General features: G+C 62.0%; 16 protein-coding genes and 1 pseudogene. 3 read left to right on the top strand and 14 right to left on the bottom strand.

From position 1 onward, the window contains the following. Nucleotides 1-261: 261 nt before the first annotated feature. Nucleotides 262-3,183, bottom strand: a complete 2,922-nt coding sequence (locus HX851_RS14190; RefSeq protein ID WP_177065821.1) for a sensor domain-containing phosphodiesterase — start codon at nt 3,181-3,183, stop codon at nt 262-264. Nucleotides 3,184-3,376: 193 nt separating this feature from the next. On the opposite strand from HX851_RS14190, the gene HX851_RS14185 reads away from it, so the two are divergent. Then, entirely contained in the window at nt 3,377-3,622 is a 246-nt protein-coding gene (locus HX851_RS14185; protein WP_256262408.1) for a hypothetical protein, read from the top strand. 71 nt (nt 3,623-3,693) lie between these two features. Here HX851_RS14185 and HX851_RS14180 read toward each other — a convergent pair whose 3' ends face one another. The 4 genes from HX851_RS14180 to ptrR all read right to left on the bottom strand — a co-directional run bounded on the left by HX851_RS14180 (nt 3,694) and on the right by ptrR (nt 6,383). After that, nucleotides 3,694-3,990, bottom strand: a complete 297-nt coding sequence (locus HX851_RS14180; RefSeq protein WP_177057984.1) for a DUF3144 domain-containing protein — start codon at nt 3,988-3,990, stop codon at nt 3,694-3,696. 131 nt (nt 3,991-4,121) lie between these two features. Next, nucleotides 4,122-4,616, bottom strand: coding sequence for a hypothetical protein (locus HX851_RS14175; RefSeq protein ID WP_177057983.1), 495 nt, complete (start codon nt 4,614-4,616; stop codon nt 4,122-4,124). A 94-nt stretch (nt 4,617-4,710) separates the two neighbouring features. Continuing rightward, on the bottom strand, nt 4,711-5,526 hold the full coding sequence (gene dapF / locus HX851_RS14170; RefSeq protein ID WP_177057982.1) for a diaminopimelate epimerase: 816 nt from the start codon (nt 5,524-5,526) through the stop codon (nt 4,711-4,713). Continuing rightward, nucleotides 5,523-6,383, bottom strand: coding sequence for a putrescine utilization regulator PtrR (gene ptrR, locus HX851_RS14165; RefSeq protein ID WP_218170563.1), 861 nt, complete (start codon nt 6,381-6,383; stop codon nt 5,523-5,525). The genes dapF and ptrR overlap by 4 nt, the downstream gene beginning before the upstream one ends. A gap of 101 nt (nt 6,384-6,484) precedes the next feature. Here ptrR and HX851_RS14160 point away from each other — a divergent pair, with 101 nt between their 5' ends. After that, on the top strand, nt 6,485-7,876 hold the full coding sequence (locus HX851_RS14160) for an aldehyde dehydrogenase family protein (protein ID WP_177065820.1): 1,392 nt from the start codon (nt 6,485-6,487) through the stop codon (nt 7,874-7,876). A gap of 431 nt (nt 7,877-8,307) precedes the next feature. On the opposite strand, the gene HX851_RS14155 is transcribed toward HX851_RS14160, so the two are convergent. The 9 genes and pseudogenes from HX851_RS14155 to HX851_RS14115 form a co-directional block, all read right to left on the bottom strand. Further along, the gene (locus HX851_RS14155) at nt 8,308-11,568 is read right to left on the bottom strand and encodes an nSTAND3 domain-containing NTPase (RefSeq protein WP_177065819.1); all 3,261 of its coding nucleotides are present in this window, start codon (nt 11,566-11,568) and stop codon (nt 8,308-8,310) included. 150 nt (nt 11,569-11,718) lie between these two features. After that, nucleotides 11,719-13,077: an ATP-binding protein gene (locus HX851_RS14150; protein ID WP_177065818.1), complete on the bottom strand. Its 1,359-nt coding sequence runs from the start codon at nt 13,075-13,077 to the stop codon at nt 11,719-11,721. Next, nucleotides 13,053-13,718 (bottom strand): response regulator, encoded by a 666-nt coding sequence (locus tag HX851_RS14145; protein WP_017128886.1) that lies wholly within the window; start codon nt 13,716-13,718, stop codon nt 13,053-13,055. The genes HX851_RS14150 and HX851_RS14145 overlap by 25 nt, the downstream gene beginning before the upstream one ends. A gap of 128 nt (nt 13,719-13,846) precedes the next feature. Then, nucleotides 13,847-14,284 (bottom strand): hypothetical protein, encoded by a 438-nt coding sequence (locus tag HX851_RS14140; RefSeq protein WP_177065816.1) that lies wholly within the window; start codon nt 14,282-14,284, stop codon nt 13,847-13,849. A gap of 43 nt (nt 14,285-14,327) precedes the next feature. Then, a complete protein-coding gene (locus HX851_RS14135) occupies nt 14,328-15,095 on the bottom strand; it encodes a COG4705 family protein (protein WP_177065814.1) in 768 nt (255 codons plus the stop codon). A gap of 101 nt (nt 15,096-15,196) precedes the next feature. After that, nucleotides 15,197-16,093, bottom strand: coding sequence for a LysR family transcriptional regulator (locus HX851_RS14130; protein ID WP_177057979.1), 897 nt, complete (start codon nt 16,091-16,093; stop codon nt 15,197-15,199). Nucleotides 16,094-16,293: 200 nt separating this feature from the next. Then, nucleotides 16,294-16,920 (bottom strand): isochorismate family cysteine hydrolase YcaC, encoded by a 627-nt coding sequence (ycaC, locus tag HX851_RS14125; RefSeq protein ID WP_177057978.1) that lies wholly within the window; start codon nt 16,918-16,920, stop codon nt 16,294-16,296. 66 nt (nt 16,921-16,986) lie between these two features. Then, nucleotides 16,987-18,825, bottom strand: a complete 1,839-nt coding sequence (locus HX851_RS14120; protein ID WP_177065812.1) for an amidohydrolase — start codon at nt 18,823-18,825, stop codon at nt 16,987-16,989. Between the two features lie 48 nt (nt 18,826-18,873). Further along, nucleotides 18,874-19,065 (bottom strand): annotated as a pseudogene (locus HX851_RS14115) (LysR family transcriptional regulator); the annotation flags it as partial. Between the two features lie 296 nt (nt 19,066-19,361). Here HX851_RS14115 and HX851_RS14110 point away from each other — a divergent pair. Continuing rightward, the gene (locus tag HX851_RS14110) at nt 19,362-19,817 is read left to right on the top strand and encodes a helix-turn-helix domain-containing protein (RefSeq protein WP_177057976.1); all 456 of its coding nucleotides are present in this window, start codon (nt 19,362-19,364) and stop codon (nt 19,815-19,817) included. The last annotated feature ends 67 nt before the right edge of the window (nt 19,818-19,884 follow it).

Here is a 19,884-nt window from a genome sequence, read left to right as displayed (position 1 = left end):
CCAGGACATCCCGACTTGCACATTTTCGCCAGCGGCAATCCAGTGCGGATGCCGCCCTCCAGTGTCCCCTGCTGGGGAATATCAGATACAACCCAGTCTGTGCTGGTCGCAGGCAGAGGGATACCAGATCGGTGCATGAGCACCACCGCCGCTCGGACGCCGGCCTGGTAGTCAGAAATCAAACGCGCGAGCGGGGTATTCATGGAGCCTCGGATTACGGGAAATGAGTCGCCCCTGCGGTCGATTCGAGCAAAGCGGCCGTCACGGCCCCTTGTACCACAGCGAAGACTCTGCACCAGAAAAACACCCCATCAACCCCTCCAACCCCATCGGCTTGGCAAAGTAATACCCCTGCGCCTGCCCCGCGCCCATCTCCCGCAGCAACGCCAACGTCGCGGCGTCCTCAACCCCCTCAGCCACCACACTCAAATCCAGCGATTCCGCCATCCGCACAATCGCTCGAACAATCGCTCTACTGCGCGAACTGCTGGTCAGCTCAAGAATGAACGACTTGTCGATCTTCAAGCCGCTGAAACGGTACTGGTGCACATAACTCAGGGAAGAAAACCCCGCCCCGAAGTCATCGAGCACCACCGACATGCCGTTGTCGGCCAGTTGCTGCATGGTGCGCCGGGCCATCGCCGGTTCGGCCACCAGCGCGCCTTCGGTCAGTTCCAGGCAGATCCGTGACGGCTCGACGCCGTGCCGCGCCAGCAGGGCCAGCACTTCACTGGCGAAGTCCGGGCGCGTCATGCTGTAGCTGGAGCAGTTGACGTGCACCGGCGGCCAGTTGGCGTGCTGGGGTTGGGCGAGGATCACGGCAATGCTGGTCAGCATGTACAGGTCCAGACGCCCGATCAGGCGCAGGCCCTCGAAGTCCGGCAGGAACTCGCCCGGTGCGACCACCCGGCCACCCGGCTGGTGCCAGCGGACCAGCGCTTCCAGGGCCAGCAGTTCACCGCTTTCAACACTGACAATCGGCTGGAAATACGGCAGCAGTTCGTCGGTGCGCTTGAGGGCGTTGCGCAAGGCCCCTTCCCGCTCGACCTGGTCCGAGACTTCGCGGCGCACTTCCTGGTTGAACACCGCGTAGCTGTCGCGCCCGGCGCTCTTGACCCGATACATCGCCGCGTCGGCATCACGCAGCAGGTCGGCCGGTTCGTGGTGGAACTGGCCGTCGGCGCTGACGATGCCGATGCTGCAGGACGAAAACACTTCATGGCCATTGATGAAAAACGGCAGGTCGAACGCCACCAGGATCCGTTCGGCGATGTCGATCACCACGTCCAGCGGCGCTTCGGGCGCGAGCACGGAAAACTCGTCGCCGCCCAGGCGCGCGAGCATGTCGCTGTCGCGCAGGCAGCCACGCAGACGGTCGGCGGCCTGCATCAGCAGCAGGTCGCCAAAGTGATGGCCGAGACTGTCGTTGACCATCTTGAAACGGTCGAGGTCGATAAACATCACCGCCAGGTGCCCGCCTTCGCTGTCGAACCGCGACCAGGCCTGGTTGAGGCGCTGTTGCAGGTAGGTGCGGTTGGCCAGCCCGGTCAGTGCATCGTGGGAGTTCTCGTGCTGCAGCTTGGCGTTGGCGTGATCGAGTTCGCGGGTGCGGTTCTGCACCCGGGCTTCGAGCATGAGGTTGGCGGCGTGGATGGCTTCGGCGGCGGTACGGCGCGACAACGCGGTGTCGATGTGTCGCGACACGAAGGTCAGCAGTTCCTGGTCACGCAGGCTGTAGCTCACCTGCGAGGTATAGCTTTGTACGGCCAGCACGCCGCGCACCACGTCGCCGTCGAACAACGGGATGCCCAGCCAGGAGTAGGAGCGAACAGATTCATGACCCAGGACGATTTCGTAGTTCGCCGCCAGGCGCAGAGCTTCGTCGACGTCGATCAGGCACGCTCGGCGCTGGCGGATAATGTACTCGGTCAAGCCGCGGCGCCCACGCCGTGCCGCCGGGCGGACGGTCTGGCGCTCATCGACATAGTAGGGAAAGGTCACTTCGCCGGTGGTGTCGTCGAACAGAGCGATGTAGAAATTCTGCGCGAACAGCAGCTCGCCGACGATGCCGTGCAGGGTTTGAAACAGCTCGGCCATGTCACCGGGCCGGCTCGACAGCTCGGCAATCTGGAACAGCGCGCTCTGCAGGTGTTCGGCGCGCTCGCGGTCGACCACTTCCTGGCGCAAGGTATCGTTGAGGGCCGACAGCTCCAGGGTGCGGCGCATCACCGTCTCTTCCAGGTCGGCCCGGTGCAGGATGCGGTCCAGCGCCATGGCGACGTGGCGGGCCACCACCAGGAACAGCGCACGGTCTTCAGCACTGTAGATACGGGCCACGTCGTAGACCTGCATCGCCAGCATGCCGAACACCTCGTCCGAGGCGTTTTTCAACGGTGCGCCCATCCAGAATTCGGGACGATCGCCCACGCAATAGAAACGCCCCTCGGCCTGGGCCGCAAGAATGCCGGCGGAGTCGATCAGCAACGGCTGGGCGCTGGTCAACACCTGGCCGGTCAGGGACAAGTGCGAAACGTCCAGGTACTCGTAGTTCTCGGACTCCAGGGCATCCACATCGATGATGTCAACGTAGTACGGGTAGTCGATCTTGCCAGTGAGCGGGTCATACAGCGCAAGGTAGAAATTCTCGGCGTCGATCAGGCTCGCCAGCAGTTGGTGCACCCCCACCAGAAATACCGAGCGGTCGCGGATCGAGCTGGCCAGGTAGGTGATTTCATAGAGCACGCGCTGAGTGATCTGCGCGCGGGCCAGGGTATTGGTCTGCACCTCGATGCCCAGGCGCTGGGCAAACTCGGCAAGGGCCGGTTCTGCTGCATCCTTGGCGGGCGCGAGCAGCCAACCCAGCACGCCTTCGCCCCTGCCGGTAGGCCAGCGGTGCAACTGGCGGCTCTGGCAAAAGGTTTCGAACTCGTCATTGGCAATGCTTGAGGGCCACGGCAGCGACGGGTCGCCCTGCCCGACCCGATGCATTTGCTCTCCGGCGCGGTAAACCACCCAGGCGCTGGTATGGCCCCAGGTGCGCGCTGAGTCCAGCAGGTGCTCGATCGTGTCCTCGTTGCCCGCGTAGGCCATGTCGACCGTATCCGGATTCCCTTTCAGTTGAGAGGCGACAACATCGTAATCGTTCGATTGTCCCGGGGAATCAGTCAGTGGACGAACACTCATCAACGCTCCCTGCGCCAAAACTGGCGATATTCACTGACTGATTACTAGCAATATGCCTTCCAAGTAAAGCTTATAGCGTTTTTTTTCAATCGTTTATTCACTTTACTACCAAGCCTGATCGCGTGGTGGACGATTCGACCAAACCACCGGCCCGCGGCGGCTGGCACACTGTGCCTATGAGAAGTTTCCGGAGTTGAGCAACCTACCGACGATCAAGGTGCTGCACTTCGTGACCTACGCCAACCTGCACTCACAACCGCGCAAGACCTCGCTGCTGGCCGGGTTCACCGGTCCTATCGACGTGGCTCTGCTGGCGGACAAGGAGTTTCCTGCCGGGGACGTGCCGACCACTCAGGTCAAGGCGTTCGATATGTGCATCGCCAACCATCTGGCGCTGTATGGCACCGGCGGCGCAGCAAAGGACACGGCTGCCAAGTGATGGCGTGAGTGTCTTTGGCCGGACTGCGATGGTCCGGGCAAAGACCATCGTCGGGGAGGCAGGTCTGGCGGTCAGCCCTGCTGCGCGCCCATGTACTGGCTGAAGTTGTTGATATGGTCGTCGAGGTTGTCCTCGAGCATCATCCGGTACTGATTGCAGAAGTAGTTCAGCATTGCCTCGCGGGCCTGGGCCATCTCCTCGCCGGACTTGAAGCCACGCGCGCTGACCCAGGCGTTGAAGCGGGTGGTGCCGAACATCATCGAGGCGTTGACCTTGCCAAAGTCGTCGAACCGTTTGAGTTGCTCGTTGGACAGATGGATATGCTCGTCCGCGCGGTCGTAGAACGAATCATCGGTGGTTTCAGACATTGCTGGAGATCTCGTTGCTCATTTTCATGATTGCCCGCTAACGGGAGACACCCTGACACAGGTGGCTAAAAACACGGTGAAGGATAATCACCGCGCCTGATCACCGCACGTGCTTTCGGTCCTATGGATCATCAGCCTTTCGAAGGCGGGATGCCTGGGAACTGGAAGGTGTCGTCCACTTTTATAGCGCTGTAGACATTCTTGTTCTCGACCGACCTGTAGCGGAATTTCCCATTCTTGAGTTCGAGAATCTGGTAGGCATCTTCAAGATCAGCCAAGCCTGGCGGGGCCGGGATGAACTTGGAACCCTGGATCCAGCCCTTGGTGATGGTAAAGTAGATGTTCCCGGCCGTGCCCCAGAAACCTGCTTCCTGGGAGTCCTTCACCTTGCCCGTCTTGTCGATGACACGAAAGCTGACCACGTAGGTGCCATTGGCACGATGCTCGGCAATCTCCATGACATGCCCACCTTCAGTGGTCGGCGAGTCGCTGTACCATCTACCGACAATCAGCGGACGCTGTTTCTGCTGCAGCCCATGCCCGGCTTTGTCCAGCACAACAGGTCCTGGTTTGCTGCAACCGGCGAGACAGACCAGCGTCAGGGCGATACAGAGTGCTTTGATCAATCATGGCTCCTTGAAAAGAAATTCACGCGGCAGATCCGCCGCGCAGATTACTTGCAGAGATATCAAATAGCCACTCTCCTCAAGCCTCGCAACACTAAGCCAGCAGCAAATGCTCCGCTACCGTCCCCTCCCACACCTTCTCCACCCGTCCGCTGAGGATCACCCCGCCGCTACCGTCCCATTTCACGTTCACGGTGCCGCCGTCACATTCCACGTCGACGCTGTCGTCCAGCAGCCCACGCCGAATGCCGCCGACCACCGCTCCACAGCAGCACGAACCCGAGCCCTGTGGAATACCGCCGCCACGCTCCCATATACGCAGGCGGATATGGCCGCGATCGATGACCTGGACGAAATGCACGTTGGTCTTTTTCGGGAACAACGGGTCGATTTCGATCTTCGAGCCCAGTGCGGCGATGTCGATAGCCGCGAGGTCCTCGACAAAGAAGGTGCAGTGGGGATTGCCCATGCTGCAGGCCACCGGCTCGCCCGCCAGCGGCAAGACCAGGGTATCCATTTCCCTGGCCAGCGGCACGTCCTGCCAATGCAACGAAGGCTTGCCCATGTCCACCGAAACGCCGCCGTCCGCCTGCCGCACGCAGCTCAGCAGCCCGCGGTTGGTTCGCAGCAGCACCGACGAGGTATTACCCTGGCGCATCAAGGTGTCGGCCACACCACGGGTGGCGCTGCCACAGGTGTCGAGAGGCGTGCCGTCGGGATTCCAGAACACGATGCGGGCGGCGGCATCCTCGCAGTCGAGCACGACGGCCAACTGGTTGAAGCCGATACCCCGGTTACGATCCCCCAGCCGTCGGGCCACGGCAGGCGTTATCGGGTCAGCCTCGCCGCGGCGGTCGATGATGACGAAGTCGTCGCCATGAGCATGCATCTTTACCAAGCTGAGCGTCATTTCCTCTCCTCAAGCAACTGCACGAATACCCTCAGGTTCTGCGACACGGTACCGCGTCGCCAGATCAGCCAGGTCTGCAGGAAACGGAATTTCTGCGACAACGGCCAGACGCTCACCGTGCTGCAACCGGGCATGCTTTCGAGCATGCTGCGGGGCATCAACGCCAGGCCGGCACCGGCGCTGACGCAGGCGAGCATACCGTGGTAGGACTCCATTTCGAAGATCTTGCCAGGCACCGCCGCGTCCTCGGTGAACCAGCTTTCGAAGTGATGCCGGTACGAGCAATTGGCCCGGAACGCATAGATGCTCTCGCCGTTGACATCGCCGCCGCGGGTGATAGGCGCGTGGTGCAACGGCGCGATGATGACCATTTCCTCGTCGAACACCGGCACGCCTTCCAGGGTCGGGTGCAGGATCGGTCCGTCGACGAACGCCGCCACCAGGCGCCCGGACAGCACACCCTCGATCATGGTCCCGGAAGGTCCGGTGGACAGGTCCAGTTCGACCTTGGCGTATTGCTGGTTGTAGGCCGCCAGCAACGCCGGAATGCGCACCGCCGCCGTGCTTTCCAGCGAGCCGAGGGCGAACGAGCCCTGGGGTTCTTCACCGGAAACGGTCAGGCGCGCCTCGGCCACCAGATCGAGAATGCGCCGGGTGTAGTCGAGAAAGCTCCAACCGGCCGGCGACAGGCGCAAGCGGCTTTTCTCGCGGATAAACAGATCGACCCCGAGGTCCTGTTCCAGTTGCTTGATCCGGGTGGTCAGGTTCGACGGCACCCGGTGGATCAACTGTGCGGCGGCGCTGATACTGCCCTGCTCGGCAACGGCCTTGAAAATCTCCAGCTGAACCAGATCCAAGTCATTCTCCAATTGTGAACGTTTCACTCAGTATTATTCAGTTTCCAGAAAAGCAACAGCCCCGTACGCTGGATTCATTACCCACCCAGCAGGACGGTGCCATGACTACTGTGTCGAACCAGACCCACGCGCTCTCGATCACCCCCCTCAATGGCGAGCAGATCGGCCACTACCCCTATGAATCGGCAGCACAACTGGATGCCGCGCTGTCCCGCTCCGCCACAGGTTTCGCCCGCTGGCGCCGGACTTCCGTAGCGCAGCGCGCACAGCTGTTGATCGCCCTGGGCAAGGCCCTGCGCGACAACGCCAGCGCCATGGCCGAGATGATCACCCGGGAGATGGGCAAGCCGATCACCCAGGCCCGTGGCGAAATCGAGAAATGCGCCCAGCTCTGCGACTGGTACGCCGCCCAGGGCCCGGCCATGCTCGCGCCGGAAGCGACCCTGGTGGACAACGGCAAGGCGCGTATCGAATACCGTCCACTGGGTCCGATCCTGGCGGTGATGCCCTGGAACTTCCCGATCTGGCAGGTGCTGCGCGGTGCGGTACCGACCCTGCTGGCCGGCAACACCTATGTGCTCAAGCACGCACCGAACGTGATGGGCTGCGCCTACCTGCTGCTCGATGCCTTCAAGCAGGCGGGCTTCCCCGAGGGTGCGTTCGAGGTGATCAACGTGACGCCGGACGGCGTGTCCAAGGCCATCGCCGACCCGCGCATTGCCGCCGTGACCCTGACCGGCAGCGTGCGTGCCGGCACCGCGATCGGCTCTCAGGCCGGTGCGGCCCTGAAGAAGTGCGTACTGGAACTGGGCGGTTCGGACCCGTTCATCGTGCTCAAAGATGCCGACCTCGATGCGGCGGTCCGGGCCGCGGTGATCGGTCGCTACCAGAACACCGGGCAGGTCTGTGCGGCGGCCAAGCGCCTGATCATCGAGGAAGGGGTGGTGCAAGCTTTCACCGAGAAGTTCGTCGAGGCGACCCGTCGCTTGGTGGTCGGCGATCCGCTGCTGGCCGAGACCTATGTGGGTCCGATGGCGCGTTTCGATCTGCGTGACGAACTGGACCAGCAGGTCCAGGCCACCCTGGCCGAGGGCGCGACCCTGTTGCTGGGCGGCGGCAAGATCGCGGGGCATGGCAACTTCTATGAGCCGACCATCCTCGCCGATGTCACCGACCAGATGACCTCGTTCAAGCAGGAACTGTTCGGGCCGGTCGCCTCGATCATCACCGCGCGGGATGCCCGGCACGCCGTGGAACTGGCCAACGACAGCGACTTCGGCCTGACTTCGACGGTCTACACCGCCAATGTCGCGCTGGCGCAGCAGATCGCCGACGAACTGGAAACCGGTGGCGTGTTCATCAACGGCTACAGCGCTTCCGACCCACGGGTGGCCTTTGGCGGCGTGAAGAAAAGCGGCTTCGGCCGCGAGCTGTCGCACTTCGGCGTACGCGAGTTCTGCAACGCCCAGACCGTGTGGCTGGATCGCAACTGACGGCACGCGCGTACCGGTGGCGAACGGGCTTTGCCGTTCGCCACCCTGTTGATCTGGCGTGAACTCACGCCAGAACACCTCCCCTCCCCATCTGATCCGTATTTTTCTGCACTACCTGCCTCTGTATCGAGATCAGATTCCCCCCGACAATAAGCCTGCCACCCGGCCTCGGGCGGCGCTTCAAGGCAGAGTTCTCCAAGACTCTTTTTCCGCTGTACCGCAACCCTGTGATTCAGGAGGCCTGAAATGGGCAAGATGGCGCTTTTTCTGGGTGGTTTTCTCTTACTGACAATCGCAATCGGCCTGCTGGCCACCATCTCTCCGACCTGAGCCGACTGATACCGCTCATTGGATCGTTCCTACGCTGTAGGAGCGGGTTTTGACTGTGGGAGCGGGCTTGCCCGCGAAGCTGTGACCTGTGACGCAGAGCGTCACGGGCTGCATTCCCACGCAGAGCGTGGGAACGATCTATTGAGCAAGTCATTGACGACAGGATCTTGCAGATCCCGAGGGGGCTGACTCAAGAACGTTCGTATCGCCTGTCGATGTTCTTCTGAAAGATTGTGCATACCCGCCAGTGTCCGGGCAGCCGCGCGGGCCACCTCAAAACGCGGCCCCCCCTCGTCCGCCTGATAATCCCGACAATCCGACAGCAGGGAAATCAGGCATTCCACTCCGTCCTGCCACTTGAAGTGGCCAATGACCTTCGCCAACTCCAGACGAACGTGCGCGCTTTTATCGCTGGCACCGTTGTAGAGCCAATATCTGTTCAACCCCAGGGGCTCGACCAGGCCGGCAAAAAAACTCACGGCATGCCTGCGTACATCGGCATGATCATGCTCCATGAGGCTCGGAAGATGCTTGCGCACACTCACGGCATCCATACGCCCGACGGCCTCTCTCAAGGCCTTGGCGACTGCAAGGTTTTCCAGGTAGTACATTTGCTCGATCAGCTCATGGGGATCGCCATTGCGCTGTGTCTCCAAGCTCAGCAGTTCTTCAACAATTTTCATCGGCTCAAGCTGGAGGAAATCATCGATATCGGGGATATCCAGGTCTTCGCAAATACCTTCGAGATCATGATCCGCCAGGATCAGGGACTGATCATAGGCACGTTTGAGCAGCTCAAGGCTCTCCCTCTCCAAGGCAGACACCTGCGAGGATTGCTCATCCAGGGTCATCGACCAGGCGGGGAGAATCAGATCATGGCGTGGGTGGCCCTCAATCCATTGATACCCGTCATTCCGGCGGCGCATCTGGACGTAAGCCATGGTAAGACGATGAATCAGTTCCTGATCATCATCCAGCATGTTCTTGAACAGAAGCTCAATCGACGCATCGTCAATGCCCTGGAAACTCTGCTCCTGGTAGTCACCCACCTCGTACCGGTGTTCACGTAGCCCGTCCTCGATACCCTCAATCAGACTGAACATCTCATCATCGTAATGAAAAGCACCGGCCAGCGCCGCGCACTGGAAAAGCGCCAGTGTATTAGGTTGGTTGCGACCTGCCGGGGCCGCCCAATTACAGGATTGTGCCCAAGCCTCCCCAAGGTCCCCGCCCAACCCGGTGAGCCAGGTAAAAAGCTGCGGACCGTCATAGACAATGTCGCCATCGATAAATCGATAACGTATCCATGAACTCAAGAGCCGCGGTATCAATGGATCTCTTTCCAATACCCGCCTGAACTCCGGACTCAGCGCCGGCGCACTCCAGTACTTCACCTCTCGCCCGGATGCCACCGGCTTGAATGCTGTCAAATCGCGTAAGAACCGGGCAATGGCGCAACGCTCCGAGCCCCATCTGATGATCCGGTCAAAATAGTAATCGAACTGAAAATCATCGGTGGTAGCAATGCACTTGCGCAGGAACTCATCGACCTTGTCCTGCTGAACACGATTCAGGCGAAGCTTTTGGGGCCACAGACTGCTGATTGCTTCAAGCAGATTTATCAAGGCGTTGAGACAGGCGGGGTCATCGCACCACTGCGCATACAGGGCCTCCACGCACCGGCCCAAGGTCCGTTCCAATACAGCGGGACTGTCGGTAATCACTTCCTCAAAGGCCTCAATGACCTTACCGTGGGCACCGATCTCCTCTTTCTCATCCTCGTCCAGTGTGGAGATCAGGAAATGCTGTACGAAGCGCTCGAGATCAATGGAAAGCGGCGGACTGAGGTCATCCAGGGCACGCCGGATCGTACTCAACCCCTCAAATGAAATACGTTGGTTCCGGCGAATCATCGCCCAGATCACCGTAGCGCACTCCACGCCGCGTTCCGGCCATCCCAGAACTTGCTGACGGACAATCTGGCGAATGCTGGAAACCTGTGCCTGATCGACCAGTTGTTCGATCAATGCAACCGACTCGTCCCCGCAAGCCAGCAAGCCTTTGCAGAAGCGATCGATTGCCAGGGGACTTTGCAGGACCTGGAGCAGCCCGGAACGATACCGCTCGGCGAACGGCAGCATCCATGCCTGGGCTTGCTCAAGCTTCTTTTCCAGGATGTTCCATTTGACGTCATCGCCATAATCGCTATCCGATACTTCGCAGGTCAGCGAACGCCACGGTTCTTCATCCTCCCCGACCCGACTCTGACGAAGAATATCGGTACGCGAAGTGATGATGAACAGCTTGTCGGCAGAGGCACGCGCCAGCAACCGAGGGAGTTGAATAACCCATTTGTCCGCATCGGCTTCAAGCTTCGATTGCCCCCAGGGGTCGTCGAGATGAAAGACATACAAGCCCCTCTGCGCCAGATAGCGCTCAATTGCGGCAAGCCCTGCCGACTCCCTCACAACCTCATAGGGTCGCTGTCTTTCACGCAGGGCATGAACCATGTTTTTGGCAATCAACGATTTGCCGTAGCCTGGCGGTCCGATCAGCATCACCGCATGCAACGTGTCCAACAGCGACTCTGCTCGTGCCAAGGCAGGCGGTGCGATGAACTCGCGCAACTCCTGGTCGCGTACCGCTCCCCCGCCTTCAGTGGTGATGACATCCCGAACATGATCACGCGTCAGGGGCTCCACCAGCCCCGCCATACGCAGTTCGACCAAGCGCTCCAACTTATCTATCGCCGCCGGCAGGTTCGAAATCGGTACCTTGCCCCTGGATTCAAGCAAGTCATGGATACGTGCCTGCAGGTCATTTTCAGTCAGATTCTGGATAAGCCCCCAACGACCGGTCAGCGCCTGTTGTTCGGCCTCTATCTCTGTCAGTTTTGGAGGGAGGAACGAAGGGTCCAGTGCCTCATCGACATTTTTAAGCTCGGCTGCCGCCAGTTCCCCAGCGACACTGCAATTGGTAATAAAAATATAACGCCGGGAGGGATCCTCCAGCAGCAGTGCCTTTCCCCTGGGCCTGGTACCTGGCCCCGAAGCACTTCGTGCAACCCGGTCCTTGACCAGTTCCGAAAACGCGCTGGCCGTCCAATAGCCCTTTCCGCGGTTTTTTATCTGAATCAGTAGCTTATGGACGCCACCAATGCTGACTGTCGATTCCTCGTCATCGATGCAAGCCTCGACGTCTTCCTGCGAGACTGGCTCAACGATGATTTCGTTGCAGCCATCGACACGATTCAACAGTAGTTGCAACGCGATCCATACGGTGACTTTTTTCTGATAGATGAAGCCATGAAAAGCCGGATTGCCATCGCTCCCCTGAGCCCCCCTATCGTTGTAATCATCCATTATGCAATGCACCTTCAACCTTGAATCGATAAACGTCAGGGTATTTCCTGTTTGCGCAATTGTTACAGGCCACCTTCACGGAGGTCCAGTCGCTCACGCAGGAACTCACCAGCACTTTCGCAGGGGTCAGCACGGTGCGATAGGCACGCCTCAGCCCACGGCCGCCGGTAACCAGACCGAAACGCTCAGGCCGCGCTGCCGTACTTCATCGCTGTACCCCAGGCGGATACGCGCGCCGGTGCGCTCGGCAATGGCCTTGATGATCGACAGCCCGAGCCCCGAGCCGACCTCGGTATTGCCCAGGCTGCGGTAGAACGGGTCGAACACCCGCTCGCGCTCCTCGATGGCAATCCCCGGGCCGTTGTCCCGGACCTGCAACAGCACGCCGCCCTGCTCCGCGCTCACCGACAGGTCCACCCGCCCGCCTTGCGGGGTATAGCGGATGGCGTTGTCCACCAGGTTCCTGACCAGGGCCAACAGGTCGATCTCGTTGAGCGACACCCGCATGTCCTGCTCGCCTTCCACGCCGACATCGATCTGCTTGAGTTCGGCCAGTGGCAGCAGGTCTTCCAGCACGCGGCGGTAGATGCCATGCACGGAGATCGGCGCGGCGGGGGTTGTAGACGTCGATTGCGCCGTGGCCAGCGCCAGCAACTGATCGATAAGGCTCTTGCCGCGCTCGATGCCCCGCTGCAACGGCACCAGCCGCTCGCGGGCGTCCGGCGACAGCTCGGCGGCGGCCAGGCGCTCGGCCTGCAGCGACAACGCGGTCAAGGGTGAACGCAGTTCGTGGGCGGCATCGGCGACAAAACGCCGCTGACTGTCCATCGAGCAGGCCACCCGGTCGAACAGGCGATTGATGGCGAGCACAAAGGAGCGGATTTCACTGGGCAGGTGCCGTTCGTCGATGGGATGCAGGTCCTGCTCGCTGCGCTGGTCGATGTCCTGCGCCAGGACCGCGATCGGACGAAACAGCTTGCGCACCAGGTCGGCCACCACCAGCAACAGTACCGGCAGCAGGATCAGAAAAGGCAGCAGGCCGCGCCAGGCACTTTCCCGGGCATCCTTGTCCCGTGCACCGGTTTCCTGGGCCACGGCGATGCGCTCGCCCGTGCCCAGGGTCTTGACCAGCACGCGAAACGGCTCGCCGCCGACGGTCAGGGTCGCCAGGCCATCGGCCAGGCTCGTCGGCAATGGCAGCGGGCCGCCGTCATCGATATTGCCCGAAGCCCGGGCCCCATCGCGCAGGTACTGGACGACCACCCGCGACTCCTCGTCGTCGTCCCTGATCGACATACCGGGGGCCGACGGACTCAGGGTCATGTTCTGGCGCTCGACCAGCACGGCGACCTGGCGCAGGGTATTGTCCTGCAACTCCAGCGCTTCATCGAACGCCGAGACAAAGGCGAAAATACCCGCCACCACCGCAACGACCAGGATCGCCAGCGACAGGCCGACGGACAGCCTGAGCTGGACGGACTCGCTCAGACGCCTTTTGAAACCATCCATCCCATCCCCCTGACATTCTTGATCACCTGGCTGCCCAGCTTGCGCCGCAGCGCGTGGATCAGAAACTCCACGGCATTGCTTTCTACCTCGTTGCCCCAGCCATAGAGACGATCTTCGAGATCGGCACGGGAAAGAATCGCCCCCGGACGGATCAGCAGCGCCTGGAGCAGCGAAAACTCGCGATTCGACAGTTGCACCTCGGGGTGCTCCGCCGTACTGGCCTGCTTGGACACCAGGTCCAGGGTAACCAGGCCATTGCTCAGCAGCGACAAGGCACTGCCGCCCTTGCGCCGCAGTACCGCACGCATGCGTGCCAGCAATTCGGCCATTTCAAACGGCTTGAGCAGGAAATCATCGGCACCGCCATCAAGGCCGCGCAGGCGTTGATCGAGGCTGTCGCGGGCGGTGATGATCAGCAACGGCACGGCATTGTCGGCGGAACGAATGCTGTCCAGCACCGCCAGGCCATCCTTGCCGGGCAAGCCCAGGTCCAGCAGCACCAGGTCGTAGTGCTGGGTGTCCAGGGTCGCCAGTGCGGTCAGGCCATTGTTGACCCAGTCGGCGGCATAGCCGGCATCCTTCAGGGCCCCCTGGATCACCTCCCCGATCATCGGGTCATCTTCGACCAGCAGTATGCGCATATCCCTCTCCGACAATCAGCAAGGCCCGGCACCCGCGACGCGGATGCCGAGCCTCTATTGAAGCACCTGTCACCCCTCGCGTGCAGCGTTTTGACCTGGCTGCACGCGGCGGTCGAGCTGGCTGGCTATCACTTGCCGCCTTGCAGGCTCGCGAAGGTCTTCAGCAGATCGGTCATGGCGACCTTGCAGTCGCTCTGCTTCGGCGAACCCGCGCGCAGGGCTTCAAGGGCGTTGTCGATGGCCTTGTCCAGCAGGTGCCAGTCACTGGCGGCACGGGGCTTGATCCCGGCTTCGGCGGAGTCCCAGGCCAGCTCCAGGTCCTTGATCCGTGTTTTTGCACCGGCCAGGTCGTTCTGCTCGACCAACCCGGCAACCTGGCTGGCGATGCCCTGGAAGGCCGACAGGTCGCCCAGCTTGGAGGGCGAGGCATGGCTCGAATCGGCCTGTGCATTGGCCGTGCCGGCCTTGGGGCTATCCGGCGATTTCGAGCAGGCGGTGGCCAGGCTCAACAAGGCGATGGCGCAGACAATGGCGGCTTTGCGAATAGTGCTACGAACGGTCAGCATGATGATTCCTTGATAATTGCAATGAGTGAGGTTGAAGGCGGGGTCAGTCGGAAACCGGCTTGCGCTGGCCGACGCCGAGCTGGGCGACGATGACCAGCATCAGGATGACGCTGAGGAAGATCGCGCTGGTCCATGCCGCGCCCATGCCGAGGCCGCCATAGGTCTTGGCCTGGGTCAGCAGGTCCCCCAGGGAAGCACCGAACGGACGGGTCAGGATGTAGGCGATCCAGAAGGTCAGGACCGTATTGCCGCCCAGGCGCCAGGCGGCGAATGTGGCGCCGATCAGCAAGGCGAAAATCACCGAACCGAGGGTGAAACCCAGGCCCAGCGCCTCGGTCGCCAGGTCGCCGGCCGCCGTGCCCAGGGCAAAGGTGCAGAGCACCGTCGCCCAATAGAACAGCTCCCGGCGCGGGGTGACGATATCGGCAATCGACAGGCTGCGCTCCAGCCTGAACCAGACCAGGAAATTGATCGCCAGCAGCACGCTGAACACCGCCGTGCTGGCATACAGACTGATGCCCAGCTGGTCGGTGAGCACATCGGTGATCTGCGTACCGACGATGCTCACCAGCACCACGCTCAGCCAGTAGATCCAGGGGGTGTAGGCGCGGGTACGGAGTTGAGCGAACAACGCGATGGCCAGCAGCACGGCCATGCCGATACTGGTCAGGCCCTGGCCCAGCCCGGCATCGACGGCAAGGTAGTCGGCGGCGGTTTCGCCGACAGTGGTGGACATGATCTTGATGACCCAGAACGACAACGTCACTTCGGGGACTTTGTTGAGCCAGTCGGCTCCGGTTAGCGGCTTCATGTGAAGGTTATCTCCCTGGCAGCGCGGCAACTGGCGCTGGGGGGAGACTACCCGGGCAAACTTAGCCGGGACTGAGGCGCGGCGATTTTCCCGGCCGGGCGCTAGAGGCCGCCATCGTCACGCGCCAGGCTTTCGCGCAGAAACTCGATAAACGCCTGCACCGGCCGCGACGCCTGACGGTGCTGGGGATAGACCGCCGACAAGCGCAGCGGCTCGGGGCGCAGGTGGTCGAGCACCGTTGCCAGGCGTCCGTCGCGCAAGGCCGTATCAACGATAAAGGTCGGCAGGTAGGCGATGCCCATGCCGGCGATGGCGGCGTCCCTGAGCAACTCGCCATTGTTGACCCGCATGCGTCCGGTGACGTTGACCACCAGCGGCTTGCCCTGCCCCTCGAAGCGCCATTGCACCTGGCGACCGTGACCATAAGGCAGGCAGTCATGGGCGTGCAGGTCGTCGGGCTTGAGCGGCGTGCCGTGTTCGGCCAGGTAGGCCGGGCTGGCACAGTACACCCGGTCGATGGTTGCGATGCGCCGGGCGATCAGGGTCGAGTCCTCCAGCACGCCGATGCGCAGCGCCAGGTCATAGCCCTCGCCGAGCAGGTCCACCGGACGGTCGCTGAGATCGACCTCGACAGTGACGTCACGGTAACGCTGGAGAAATGCCGGCAGCAGCGATCCCAGGTGAGCCAGGGCAAACGACAGCGGCGCGCTCAGGCGAAGGGTGCCGCGCGGCTCGGCGTTCTGGCCGGCGATACCCTGCTCCACCTGCTCGACTTCAGCGAGCAGGCGCAAGGCGGACTCGTAGTAGCTCTGCCCCAGGGGCGTGACATCCAGGCGGCGGGTCGAGCGATTGAGCAGGCGCACGCCCAGGCGCTCCTCCAGTTGCATCAGCCGGCGGCTGACAAACTGCTTGGACAGGCCCAGTTGATCCGCGGCCGCGGTGAAACTGCCGGAATCCATGACCTGACAGAACAGACGCATGTCTTCGAAAGGATTCATTGTCACGCTCGGGTTGACAGCAAACCCCTTTATAGCGGCTTTTCTCCTTCCCGACATCCCATAATCGGTGACACACACAACCCGTGTAGGAGCCGGCTTGCCGGCGATGGCGTCCTTGAGGTCGCTAAAAGCTTTGCGGCGGTGCGGCTTCCCGACGAGCCCACTCCGACACAAGCCAGTTCCTACAGGATCGGTGACAGTTACTTGGCGGTAAACACCGTGTAGCTGTTGATCAGGTTGCGGTAGTTGGGCAGACGCTGCGACAGCAGGTTCGCCAGGCCTTCCATATCGTTGCGCCAGTCGACCTGCAGTTCACAGGCAACCGCAAACCAGTTCATCAGGTGGGCACCAGCCGCCGACATCCGCGCCCAGGCAGCTTGTTGCACAGTGGTGTTGAAGGTGCCGGAGGAATCGGTGACCACGAACACTTCAAAACCTTCAGCCAGTGCCGACAGCGTCGGGAAGGCTACGCACACGTCAGTCACCACACCGGCGATGATCAGTTGCTTGCGGCCGGTGGCCTTGACCGCCTTGACGAAATCTTCGTTATCCCAGGCGTTGATCTGACCAGGGCGGGCAATGAACGGCGCGTCCGGGAACTGCTCCTTGAGCTCCGGTACGATCGGGCCGTTCGGACCGCTGTCGAAACTGGTGGTGAGGATGGTTGGCAGGTTGAAGAACTTGGCGATGTCGCCCAGGGCCAGGACGTTGTTCTTGAACTCGTTCGGCGAGAAATCCTGCACCAGCGAGATCAGGCCGGTCTGGTGGTCGACCAGCAGGACCACCGCGTCGTCTTTGTTCAGGCGTTTGTAGGGAACGTTGCTCATGTGAAACTCCTTGGTGACGTGAGAGTGCTGCGGGCGCCGACCGCAAGGCCCGGTGCCGGTGGGGAATCAGAAGGCAAAACACGAACAGCCGAACGCCCCCCAGAAGCCCTGGAAGTCGCTGACCGGCGCATTCGACAGGCGCGCCCGCTCATGGCTGTGGGAGTGCACGGCACAGGGACCGCTGCAGTGATGGACCTGGGCCTGCAACGCCGAGGCAGGACGCCAGTGCCCCGGCACCTTGACCACCGGCGACCAGTCCGGCAGCACCGGCAGGCTGGCCGGGCCGAGTTTCTCGAAGTCGCCGGCGGCGTAGACCACCTTGCCGCCGACCACCGTCAGCACCGACTCGATCCACTTGATGGCCTCTTCCTCGACCTTGAAGAAGTCCGCGCTCAGGGCCGCCAGATCCGCCAGCTGGCCAACCTTGATCTGGCCCTTGCTGCCCTGTTCGGAGGAGAACCAGGCGCTGCCATGGGTAAACAGTTCCAGGGCGGTCTGCCGCGACTGGCCTTCCTCGTGCAAGGCCAGGCCACCGACCGTGCGCCCACTGACCATCCAGTACAGCGAGGTCCACGGATTGTAGCTGGACACCCGCGTGGCATCGGTGCCCGCGCCCACCGGCACGCCTTCGGCGAGCATGCGCTTGATCGGCGGCGTGGCTTCGGCGGCCTTGGCACCGTAGCGCTCGACGAAGTACTCGCCCTGGAACGCCATGCGGTCCTGGATCGCGATACCGCCGCCCAATGCTCGTACCCGCTCGATATTCCGCGGGGTGATGGTCTCGGCATGGTCGAAGAACCACGGCAGGCCATTGAACGGGATATCGCGATTGACCTTCTCGAACACATCGAGCATGCGGCTGATGGATTCGTTGTAGGTGGCGTGCAGGCGGAACGGCCAGCGCTGCGCCACCAGATGCCGGACCACCGGTTCCAGCTCGGCTTCCATGGTCTGCGGCAGGTCCGGACGCGGCTCCAGGAAGTCCTCGAAGTCGGCGGCGGAGAACACCAGCATCTCCCCGGCCCCGTTGTGCCGCAGGTAGTCATCGCCCTGGCGCAGGGTGACGCTGCCGGTCCAGTTCTTGAAGTCGGCCAATTCTTCCTTGGGTTTCTGGGTGAACAGGTTGTAGGCGATGCGCACCGTCAACTGCTGCTCCCTGGCCAGTTGCTCGATCACCGCGTAGTCGTCCGGGTAGTTCTGGAAACCGCCGCCGGCATCGATGGCGCTGGTCAGGCCGAGGCGGTTGAGTTCACGCATGAACTGACGCGTCGAGTTGACCTGGTATTCCAGCGGCAGCTTCGGTCCTTTGGCCAGGGTCGAGTAGAGAATCATCGCGTTGGGACGCGCCACCAGCATGCCGGTCGGTTCGCCGTTGGCATCGCGGACGATCTCGCCACCGGGTGGGTTCGGCGTGTCGCGGGTGTAGCCGGCTACCCGCAGGGCAGCACGGTTGAGCAAGGCGCGGTCATAGAGGTGCAGCACGAACACCGGGGTATCCGGTGCGGCCTGGTTCAGTTCCGCCAGGGTCGGCATGCGTTTCTCGGCGAACTGGAATTCGTTCCAGCCACCGACTACCCGCACCCACTGGGGTGTCGGCGTACGGTCGGCCTGGTCCTTGAGCATGCGCAGGGCATCGGCCAGGGACGGCACGCCCTCCCAGCGCAGTTCGAGGTTGTAGTTCAGGCCGCCACGGATCAGGTGCAGGTGCGAGTCGTTAAGGCCGGGGATCACGCAGCGGCCCTTGAGGTCGATGACCTGGGTGCCGGTGCCACGCAGGGCCATGGCCTGGGCATCGCTGCCAACCGTCACAAAGCGCCCGTCGCGGATGGCCACGGCACTGGCCAGGGGCTTTTCACGGTCGACGGTATGAAATTGACCATTGAACAGAATCAGATCGGCGTTCATCGCGTTTCCTTCGACAGAGTGAGCATGATTAAAAGATCGTCCCTGGTGTCAGGCATGACGCCAGATCCCGGCGAAACGCTCACCAAGCGCCAGCCGCCCGGGGCCGGCAATCAGGAGGCTGGTGAACAGGATCGGCAGCAGCCAGTCGAACGGGCCTTCGGCAAGCGTCCATTGCGGGTGCACGATCAACAGCGCCACCAGCAGCACACAGAGAATAGGCAAGCACGCCAGGCGCAAAACGTCCATGCCACACCCATCGCCATGAAAAACCACCGGCGTCGTGACGCCGGACCGTCATTCGATAGTGCCGGCGCCGGGCTGGGAAAAATTGAATGTACGTGCTCTCTTTCGAAAGCCCCTTTTCGAGAGCCTCCACGCACGACGACATGTCCCGAAATTAACAACGTTTAACTCGCCCGCTCCCGCCCCCCCGCCCAAGAATGAACCGCTCTGCCCCCTCACCTGTTTTTCCAGAGGAACGCCGCTGACTCGACGTGCTGTGCGCCAGCGTCTTTCTCCCGACACGGACATTGCTCATGATTCAACTACAGCACAACAATCCCCTACCCTTTGCCAGCGAAACACGGACGCCCACGCCAGGCGGTCTCGCGCCCTGGCGGGAAAACCTGGTCAAGCAACTGATTCTCGAGCGTTTGAGCGAAACCCTGGAAGTCACCGAGCTGGCCCGTGCCTGTGCGCTGTCGCGCAGCCATTTCTCCCGTGCTTTCAAATGCACCACCGGCCTGTCGCCCCAGGACTGGATCCGGCAGCAACGCATCCTGCGGGCGAAAACGCTGATCGAGCACACCGACCTGAGCCTGACGCGGATCAGCCTGGAGTGCGGTTTCTGCGACCAGGCACATTTCTGTCATATCTTCACCCGCAGCGAAGGCATCAATCCGTTTGCCTGGCGTTGCCAGAAACTGGGCGCCGCGCCTGCCCGGCGCACGACACGCCACCTGTGCTACGTCGAACGTCCCGCAGCCCGATAACCCCTCAACGCCGCAGCCCGCCCGGCGGCGGCGTTCTCTTCTCCACACCCTCTGTGACCGACCCGCC

The organism is Pseudomonas gingeri (genome assembly GCF_013385635.1).
GTDB classification, from domain to species: Bacteria; Pseudomonadota; Gammaproteobacteria; order Pseudomonadales; family Pseudomonadaceae; genus Aquipseudomonas; species Aquipseudomonas gingeri_A.
The sequence above is the reverse complement of the archived record's forward strand: the minus strand, read 5'-3'. Positions and strand labels throughout refer to the sequence as shown.